The organism is Variovorax sp. Varisp85 (genome assembly GCF_047304045.1).
In the GTDB taxonomy this organism is placed as follows: domain Bacteria; phylum Pseudomonadota; class Gammaproteobacteria; order Burkholderiales; family Burkholderiaceae_C; genus Variovorax.
Genome location: NZ_JBGLYN010000085.1, coordinates 20,770 through 27,274 on the forward strand (window position 1 = coordinate 20,770; position 6,505 = coordinate 27,274).

A 6,505-nucleotide genomic window follows, 5' to 3' on the forward strand; every position below is an offset into this window, starting at 1 on the left:
TGCTTCGCTGCAGGCGCCTATTGTCGTTGCGCCGGCCGGTCTTCATCTCAGCCTGCCGGCGATACCGTGATGTAGAACGGCGTCAGCGTCCCGGCCACCGGCCGCAGCAGCTTGAGCAGCAGCGGCCGCCCGTACCCTTCGCCCGCCAGCCGCTTGAGCAGGTCGGACAGCTGGGCAAGCGGTATCCCGTCGCATCCGATGAGGATGTCGCCGCTGCGCAGCCCGTCGCGCGCCGCGGCCGAGCCGGCCACCACCTCGACCACACGCACGCCGGTGGCCACGGGCCATTCGTTCTCGCGCACCCAGCGCCTGGGCAGCGCCACCGCCGCACACTGCACGCCCAGCTTGCCGCGGCGCACTGCGCCATGGCGCATCAGCTCGCCGGCCACCCAGCGCGCGGTGTCGATGGCCACCGCGAAGCTCAGGCCTTGCGCCGACGGGATCACCGCCGTATTCACGCCGATCACCTGCGCCGCGCTGTCGAGCAGCGGGCCGCCCGAGTTGCCGGGGTTGAGGGCCACGTCGGTCTGGATCACGTCCTCGATCATCCGGCCGCCGCGTGCCGGAAGGCTGCGCCCCAGCGCACTCACGATGCCCGCGGTCACGGTGAAATCGAAGCCGAGCGGGTTGCCGACCGCCACGGCCAGCTGGCCGGGCTGCAGGGTGGCCGAGCTGCCCAGCGGCAGGAAAGCCCCCGGGTGCGACTCGATGCGCAGCACCGCGATGTCGGTCGAGGCGTCCAGCCCCACCAGGCGCGCGATGCTTTCGGTGCCGTCGGCGAACGCGGCGCGCAACTCGGTTGCGCCCTCGACCACGTGGGCGTTGGTGAGCGAAAAGCCGTCGGGCGTGAACAGGAAGCCCGAGCCGCTGCCGTGGGAGGCTGCGTTGCCGCGCTGAGCCGCCTTGCGGACCTTGATGTGCGCGACCGCCGCGCTGGCGGTGTGCGCCACCCGCGTGACGGTGGCCGAGTAGGAGTCAAGAATGAATTCGTCGCGCGCGCCCATGGAGCACCTCTTTCAGTCGCCTGGATCCCAGAGGAGGTGGCGGCGTGCCGGAGGTTTTCAACCCGGCCGTGACGGGCGCCCCCGGCACGCGCGTGCGGTGGCCGCTCAAGGCGCCTTGGGCCGCGACGACGGCTCCCACGAGTCAGGCGTGGTTGCGACCAGGGACTTGAAGTCCTTCCAGGGCCGAGCGCCCGGGATGGTACGCCCGCCGACGATCACCGCCTTCGCGAACACCACCATGCGCTCGCGCAGGTAGGCCTGGTCGGAGGCGGGCCAGGTCTCGATCGAATGCGGCCCGCGCGCCAGCACGATCTCCTTCACGCCGCGGATGCGGTTGTAGGCGGCCACCGTGCCTTCGAGCGTTTCCGCGCGGTCCCACAGGCCCTTGCCGAAGAAGGCCGCCGGCCAGCGGTCCATGCCCGCGAGCGTGGACGAGTTCGGATAGAACGCGATGTGGTGCTCGGCCGCCATGCCGCCCAGGAACAGGTTGCGATCGGCCAGGTCGGGCGAATCGCCCACGTAGCCCGCGCCGCTGGCGAACGACGACAGCAATATCGCGCCGCGGATGTTCCGCAGGCCCTTGGGCGGCGTGCAGTTGGGCTCGGGCATGTCGAAGCTGCACTGCGCCACGTAGTTGCGGGTCATGGCCCACGCAGTGGACATCGAGCCGCGCGAATAGCCGCCGAGCACCAGCGGAATTTCGCTCGACGCCATGCCCGCCAGCAGTCGGCCCCGGGTGGCGTTGCCTTCGAGCACCTCGCCCTTCGGCGTGAGGATGCGCAGGCCGTGCCCGGTGTCCAGGGCGGCGAGCGCACGGAACACGTCCTCGCCTTGCTCCAGCGTGTTGGTGTCGCTGAAGCCGCCCGACAGTCCCTCGCCGCGCCGGTCGTAGGCCAGCACGTCGAAGCCGGCCTGGTTGAGCGCGTACAGGTTCTCGCGCCACCAGCGCTGGCCCATGGTCTCGGTGGTCGCGTTGGGAAAACTGATGGGCACGGTCCTGCCGGTCTTCTCGTCGATGCGGTACGCAGCTTCGTCCGGATGCTGGACGGCCGTGAGCTGCCCGCCGCCGCCCGGCGCCATGATGGCCAGCGCGCGCACCTTCCTGCCCTTGCCGTCATCGACGCCGGCGCCTTCGATGTACCAGCCGCGCAGCTTGATGTCGCCGGTCATCTTGAGGTCGATGCGCTCGAAGGTGTCGCGCGGCGCGGTGAATTCGACGATGTAGGTGCGGGCGTCGGCCTCCGCGATGCCCTCGCGGTACGGCGCCTTGGCGAAGAAGGCGGGCCGGCGGATCTGCTTCAGGTCGACCTGGCCGTCCGGATCGATCTTGCCGGAAGGGTCGACCACGCCGGTCGAGCGCGTGGCGCGCTCCTTGTTGGGCGGCAGCCAGCGCTGCATCTGCGCGTCAATGCGCTTGAAGCAGGCCGGGTCTTCCTTGCAGGCGCGCCAGCGGGCCTTGAGCTTGTCGTCGGTGAATTCGCCGATGTGATAGTCGCCGCCCGCGTAGCCGGCTGGCGCGCGGTTGGCTGTCGTCAGCACCGGTACGCAGACCTTGGTGCCTGTGCTGTTTTTCTGGCCTTGCGGCAGCAGATAGCCGCCCATCATGGCGTTGCGGTCGGCACCGACCCAGGCGGTGCAATCGGTGGGCGGCGGCGTGCTGGCGGTGGCCTGGCGCTGGGCCTCGCTGGTTCCGGTGCACGCGCCCAGCAGGAGCGAGGCGGCGAGGGCGCATGCAGCGGCGCATCGAGGTGCAGGGCGCGTGATCGTGGCGGTCATCATCGAATCAGGTGCTCCGTGAGCGAGGAAATTGGAGGCCCGATCTTCGCTGCATCGACGCCTTGCAACGGAGGCCGGAACCGTTTCCGGATGCAAGCGCGCTCCCTATTGCCTGTAGGAAATGTCCTGCACGGAGATGCGCTGATTTCCGCTCCCTACCGCCGCGGCACACGCGTCCAATCGCCGCCGCTTCACAAGGAGACACCAGAGATGAACTTCGAAGGCATCTATTGCTTCGACACGGCGAGCGTGCGATTTGCCTTCTACCCCGAAGGCCCTGACGGGCCGCGCGTCGTCGCGCAGATTTCAGAGGAAACCCTGCACGACGAATTCGGTGCACGCGAAATGGGAGAGGGCCTGCTGGAAACGTGCAGGCGGTACTTCCATGTCATCGAGCCCGTGGCGATCGCCCGCTACCAGGCGGGACAGCGCGGCGCCATCACGCTCACGGTCGACGACTTCGCATTGCACGCCTGAGCCCCAAGGCTGTAAGGCGTAGCGTTCCACTCAACCGTGGCCGGCAGGCGCGCGGTGCCGGATCTCGCTTTGCAGCGCCCGCTGGCCGGCCGAGAGCGCCAGCTCATAACTTTCCGCGGCGTCGTAAGCCCTGCGCAGCACGCGCGGGTGCGCGCCTGCGTCGTCGGTTTCGAGCAACTGCCAGACAAAGGCGCCCGGCAGCGGCTCCACGATGGTGAGTTCAATGGGATGTGTCATGGCTTGCAACATGGCGCGGCGAGGGGGAGTTGTCTGTAGGCCGTTGGCGACGGTCGTTGCGCAACTTGCAGGCTGCCCCCTCAGGAAAGACCTCTTCGATGTCTTCCTTGTCTTGCCGGTCGCCTGCATGCATGTCACCCCGCCTTGCGGAATGTGAGGTTGATGCGGATCGCGCCCAGCAGCGGATGCGGTTCGTCCTTCAGTGGCAGCACGCCGTGATAGCGCAGCCGGTCTTCGCCGCCCCAGACCACCACGTCGCCATGTATGAGAGGAATGCGCACCGCCTTGTCGCCACGCGCCAGTCCACCGAACAGGAACACGGCCGGCATGCCGAGCGACACCGAGACGATGGGGGCGCCGTAGTCGCGCTCGTCCCTGTCCTGGTGCAGTGACAGCCGCGCGCCGGGCGCGTAGCGGTTGACAAGGCATGCGTCGGGTGCGAAGCCGTCGAAGCCGGCTGCCGAGGCCGCCTCTCGCGCCAGCCGCGTGAATGGCTCGGGCATGGCGGGCCACGGCTTGCCGGTGTCGGGATCGGTGGCGCTGTAGCGGTAGCCGCGCCGGTCGCTGGTCCAGCCCAGGGCGCCGCAGTTGGTCAGCGCCACGGACATGGTGAAGCCGCCCGGCGTGACGAGGTGGCGGAACGGCGCGCGTTCGGCCAGCCCTTCGATGGCCGGCAGGAGCGCATCGACGAAGGGCAGGGCGAAGCCAGGCAGCACGAAGGCTCCGGGCCCGAGCCGTTCGCGCCCCTCGCGCAGCGGGTCGTCGAACAGCGCGAGGGTGGATGGCCTTCCCACGCCGGAATTGGTCTTTGTGTTCATGCACCTCGATCTTTGCTGAAAAGCTGAGGCATGTGCCGGCCCCCATATTCGAGGGATGCTGTTCGAGAGCGCTGCCTTTAGTCTCCGCCCTGTCGGATATTTGTAGTGCTTAGGGTTTCAATTCTTGGCGCTGCGTTACAAAAAGGGTAGGGTGTATTCATCATGGCCAGCGCTCGAGTCGCTCTCAGCGTTCCAGAAGGCTGGACGGGTTGGATCGAGCTCATGCGCACACCCAGCGGCACTTATGCTGGCATCTGCGAGCTGAGCCTGGGCGGCATTCCGCGCTGTGCCCTGGTGATCACCCGGCAGCTGTCGTGGGATGCGGCGGTAGAGCGGGCCACGCTGCGGGCGGATCACTTCGTCAGGCAATGGGAGCCGACGCGCGGGCACTGAACCCGGACGCGATCGGCGGTGCAGCACGTTCGGCAGGCGCGTGGTAGAAACCGCGAGCTTTTCGATCCACGCTCCAACCCACCTCTGTTTTTCATGCCGAATTTCCCCTGTCGGGCTGCCGACGAACCGTGCGCCCGGTGGCTGGCGTGGCTGCTGCTCGGCATCGTTGCGCTGTGCATGGCCGGCTGCGCCGGACTGCCTGCCGACGTGCAGCGCAAACCCTCCGTGGCAATCAGCGATGGCGCGGACACCACCCTGGGCCGCCTCGTGCAGGCGGCTGCCCCGCCCGGCGAGCCACTCAGCGGGTTCAGGCTGCTGCCCATGCCACAGTTTTCGCTGCACGCGCGCATCGAGCTCGCACGCCGCGCGCAGCGCTCCATCGACGTGCAGTACTACCTCGTGCAGAACGACGAGACCGGCCGCTACCTGCTGCGTGCCCTGCGCGATGCGGCCGACCGCGGCGTGCGCGTGCGGCTGCTGGTGGACGATCTCTACACGGCTGGCGCCGACCCGCTCTTCGCCAGCTTCGCCGCGCATCCGAACGTCGAGGTGCGGTTCTTCAACCCGTTCCCCGCGGGGCGGGGCCGCTTCGGCACGCGCTGGGCCTGGTCGATACTGGACTTCGACCGTGTGCACCGCCGCATGCACAACAAGCTCTATGTGGTGGACAACGTCATCGGCGTCATGGGCGGGCGCAACATGGCCAACGAGTACTTCCTGCGCGACGGGGGCTCGAACTTCATCGACATCGACACGCTGGTGGCCGGCGCTGTGGTGCCCAGGCTGTCGTCGCTGTTCGACATGTACTGGAGCAGCCCGTACGTCTACCCCATCGAATCGCTGGTGCCCGCCACGGGCGAAACGCCGCAACAGCTGCGCGAGCGCTTCGACAAACTGACCACCGGCCCCGAGCAGCTGCACCCCGAGGAGCTTGCCTCCACCGACCTGCTGGGCAACAACCCGCTGGCCAAGGACCTGGACGCGGGCGCGCTCAAGCTGGTCTGGGCGCGCGCCGAGGCCTACGCCGACGCGCCGGCCAAGGCGCTTGCGCCGACGGACGAAGCGCGCGGCCTGCCCGCCGACGAATCGAAGGACAGCGTGCTCTACAACGTGCGCCGCTACCTGCGCGGTGCCGAGAACGAGATCATGCAGACCACGCCCTACCTTATTCCGGGGCGCGGCGGCATGGAGACGATCCGCCTCGTGCGCGGCAACGGCGTGGGCTACAGCATCGTCACCAACTCGCTGGCGGCCACCGACGAGTCGCTGGTGCACATCGGCTACCGCCGCTACCGCGCGGAGATGCTGCGCCTGGGCGTGGAGCTGTACGAACTGAGCCCCAAGCGGGTGGAGCAGACCAGGCGCTTCGGCATGTACGGCTCGGCCAGCGGCCGGCTGCACGGCAAGTCGGCGGTGATCGACCGCAAGATCGTGTTCATCGGCTCGATGAACTTCGATCCGCGTTCGATGCTGCACAACACCGAGGTCGGCATCTTCATCTTCAGCCCGCAGATCGCCCAGCAGCTCACCAGCCTGATCGGCTTCATCCGGCTGGACGGCGCCTATCAGCTGCAGCTGGGACCGACGGGCGCCATCGAGTGGGTGAGCCCGGCCACGGGGGACGCGGCCGACACCATCCTGCACCAGGAGCCCGAAACGGATTACTGGTCGCGCTGGAAGCTGGAGTTGCTGGCGCCGCTGGTGCCCGAGAGCCTGCTCTAGCTGTGAAGCGTCAAGAGGTTGTTTCTTGACGAGTTGAGTCTGGACATAGGCGCGATACCGCCGATGCCGCTGTGCGGG

7 protein-coding genes are annotated in these 6,505 nt (G+C 68.2%); 3 read left to right on the forward strand and 4 right to left on the reverse strand.

All coding sequences use genetic code 11. From position 1 onward, the window contains the following. Positions 1–47 precede the first annotated feature (47 nt). A complete protein-coding gene (locus ACCC97_RS25490) occupies positions 48–1,004 on the reverse strand; it encodes a S1C family serine protease (protein WP_007833069.1) in 957 nt (318 codons plus the stop codon). Positions 1,005–1,109: 105 nt separating this feature from the next. After that, entirely contained in the window at positions 1,110–2,783 is a 1,674-nt protein-coding gene (locus ACCC97_RS25495; protein WP_413335731.1) for a hypothetical protein, read from the reverse strand. Between the two features lie 207 nt (positions 2,784–2,990). Between ACCC97_RS25495 and ACCC97_RS25500 the strand changes: the two genes are divergently transcribed. After that, positions 2,991–3,257, forward strand: coding sequence for a hypothetical protein (locus ACCC97_RS25500; protein ID WP_007833071.1), 267 nt, complete (start codon positions 2,991–2,993; stop codon positions 3,255–3,257). A 30-nt stretch (positions 3,258–3,287) separates the two neighbouring features. Here ACCC97_RS25500 and ACCC97_RS25505 read toward each other — a convergent pair whose 3' ends face one another. Further along, positions 3,288–3,494: a hypothetical protein gene (locus ACCC97_RS25505; RefSeq protein WP_157632191.1), complete on the reverse strand. Its 207-nt coding sequence runs from the start codon at positions 3,492–3,494 to the stop codon at positions 3,288–3,290. A gap of 134 nt (positions 3,495–3,628) precedes the next feature. Next, complete coding sequence (gene alkB / locus ACCC97_RS25510) at positions 3,629–4,312, reverse strand: DNA oxidative demethylase AlkB (RefSeq protein ID WP_413335733.1); 684 nt, start codon at positions 4,310–4,312, stop codon at positions 3,629–3,631. 222 nt (positions 4,313–4,534) lie between these two features. Between alkB and ACCC97_RS25515 the strand changes: the two genes are divergently transcribed. Further along, positions 4,535–4,705 (forward strand): hypothetical protein, encoded by a 171-nt coding sequence (locus ACCC97_RS25515; protein ID WP_413335735.1) that lies wholly within the window; start codon positions 4,535–4,537, stop codon positions 4,703–4,705. 93 nt (positions 4,706–4,798) lie between these two features. Next, positions 4,799–6,427 carry a phospholipase D family protein gene (locus ACCC97_RS25520; protein WP_413335737.1) on the forward strand — a complete coding sequence of 543 codons (1,629 nt, stop codon included), beginning with the start codon at positions 4,799–4,801 and terminating at the stop codon, positions 6,425–6,427. Positions 6,428–6,505 lie beyond the last annotated feature (78 nt).